The sequence below is a fragment of the Bradyrhizobium sp. genome (genome assembly GCF_049798375.1).
In the GTDB taxonomy this organism is placed as follows: Bacteria; Pseudomonadota; Alphaproteobacteria; order Rhizobiales; family Xanthobacteraceae; genus Bradyrhizobium.
This window is the reverse complement of record NZ_JBARGP010000638.1, coordinates 1-1,977: the sequence shown is the minus strand read 5'-3', so window position 1 is coordinate 1,977 and position 1,977 is coordinate 1. Positions and strand designations below refer to the sequence as shown.

2 protein-coding genes are annotated in these 1,977 nt (G+C 62.8%); both read right to left on the bottom strand.

Annotated features, from left to right (window positions below):
- Nucleotides 1–426 precede the first annotated feature (426 nt).
- Nucleotides 427–1,551 carry an IS110 family transposase gene (locus WA702_RS25130; RefSeq protein WP_425113246.1) on the bottom strand — a complete coding sequence of 375 codons (1,125 nt, stop codon included), beginning with the start codon at nt 1,549–1,551 and terminating at the stop codon, nt 427–429.
- 167 nt (nt 1,552–1,718) lie between these two features.
- Nucleotides 1,719–1,977 (bottom strand): glutathione S-transferase C-terminal domain-containing protein (locus tag WA702_RS25125; protein WP_425113245.1); only part of this gene is annotated, 259 nt, incomplete at its 5' end.

Sequence of the window (1,977 nt, the reverse complement as noted above, 5' to 3'; positions counted from 1 at the left end):
CATGATGATTTGATTTAAGGTTGGATCGACAACCTCACCCCGTCATTGCGAGCTCTTGCGAAGCAATCCAGGGCTCGCGAAGAAAGACTGGATTGCTCTTATGTCCTTAGTCAAGTGGTGGAGCAATGCTTTACGATGGCGCAGGCATGGGAGCGTGCGCGATGGATGGATGAGCGTGCAAGGGTGGGAACGAAGCCTTGAGACGTCGGTGATCATTCTCTCATTCGCGGATTTTGACCGCAGATCCGAAGTTCCGTCTGGGGCTGTCCTGAGTCTTCGTTCGGGCGTCGATCGCATTCTGATCGGCCACTAGCAATCCTCGGGAGTTCCCCTGCCGTGGCTTCGTCCCCGCCCTTGCACGATGTCTGTGTTCGCCGGACCTGAGCCCCGGCGCCGGGCTCCCTTGTTGGAGTGTTCGATCAAGCCTCAGTTCGCTTGGGTGGGGGACAGTGCGACCTCGCGGCTGACCGCCCAGATGAAGCCGGCGAGCTCGCGCGCCAGCGCGGTGATGACGACGGTCTTCAGCTTGCCGCGGCGGAGCAATGCCCGGTAACGGGCGTAGAGCCGCGTCTGCGCCTTCCAGGCGATCGTGCGCACGGCCGGCGGAGCGGCCTCGACCCTCGGCTGCTTGGCCCGGCCGACGCGTGGCGGATAACGATAGCTCCAGGCGCTCTCGACCAGAACGCGACGCGCCCGCCGATTACCGGCTTTGGTGATCGGTCCACGCCTGATCGTTTCACCGGTCGAGTTCTCGCTCGGCACCAGACCGAGATAACCCATCAGCTCGCGCGGCGTGCGAAAGCGCGACAGATCGCCGATCTCGGCCAGGAAGGTCGCCGCCGATACCAGATCGATCCCGCGCAACGCCATCAAAGCGGTCACCACCGGTTCGAGCGACCACTCCGGCACCGCGGCGCGGATCGCTTCCTCCAGGCGCTGGATCCGCTCCTGCACCTGGCGCAGTGCCAACAGCATCTCCTCGAACACAATGCGTTGCTCGGGTTGAGCGAGTTCCTGCTTGCTCAGCCACGCCCAATGCGCCTTGCCCCACTTCGACTTGCCCGGGTAATGGCGCCCCAGACGTAGCAGCAGCGCCGTCACTTGCTGGCACTTGGCACGCTGATCGGCCACGGCTGTGTCACGCGCCCGGGTCAGATCGCGCATCGCTTCGTGCCGCTCGTCGGGAACCCATACTGCCGTTAGTTCGCCGGCCCGCAGCAACTTGGCCAGCCCCACCGCATCCCGCCGGTTGGTCTTTACCCGATCGCCCGGCTTCTTCGGGATCAGCGAGGGCGCCACGACATCGCAGCGATGACCGAGATCGCTAATGAGGCGGTGCACACCGTACCCGGTCGGCCCTGCTTCGTAGCAGAACGTCAGTCGCCCGTACTTCCCTGATAGCTTCTTTACCAGCCGCCGCACCGCCGTCGGCGTATTGTCGATCTCGCCAAAAAAGCGCACGTCGCCTGCACGCCCGCCCTCGGCGATGGCTACCGCGTTGCGCAACTTCGAGGTATCAAATGCAACGTAAGCTTCGCTATAATTCGCCATGACTCGCCTCCTTGCGATGAGGCTCTGCCCGGCCAATCCGGGCAACCCTCGCACCTCGCAAATGGGGCGAGTCGCCTCTTGCTTGGAAGGACATACGGTCTTCGTCGCAACGAACTCCTCGCAATGACGGGGCTGATGTCATCGATCGGACTTGAAATCATCCGACTCTAGAGATCGAGCGCCTTGTAGCGGCGGAAGATGCCGTCCTCGTTGAACGGGATCCGGCGCTCGCTCGCCAGATAGGTCGCGATGTTCGGTCGCGTGGCGACCCGATCATGCAGCGCGACCAGACCGGGAATCTTGCGCTCGAACGCCTTCATCCGCTGCGGAAAGGCGTAGCGCAGCCCGTCGACGATCTGGAACAGCGAGAGGTCGACGTAAGAGAGTTTTCGCCCGGTGATATGAGGTCCGTTATCAGCCAGGATG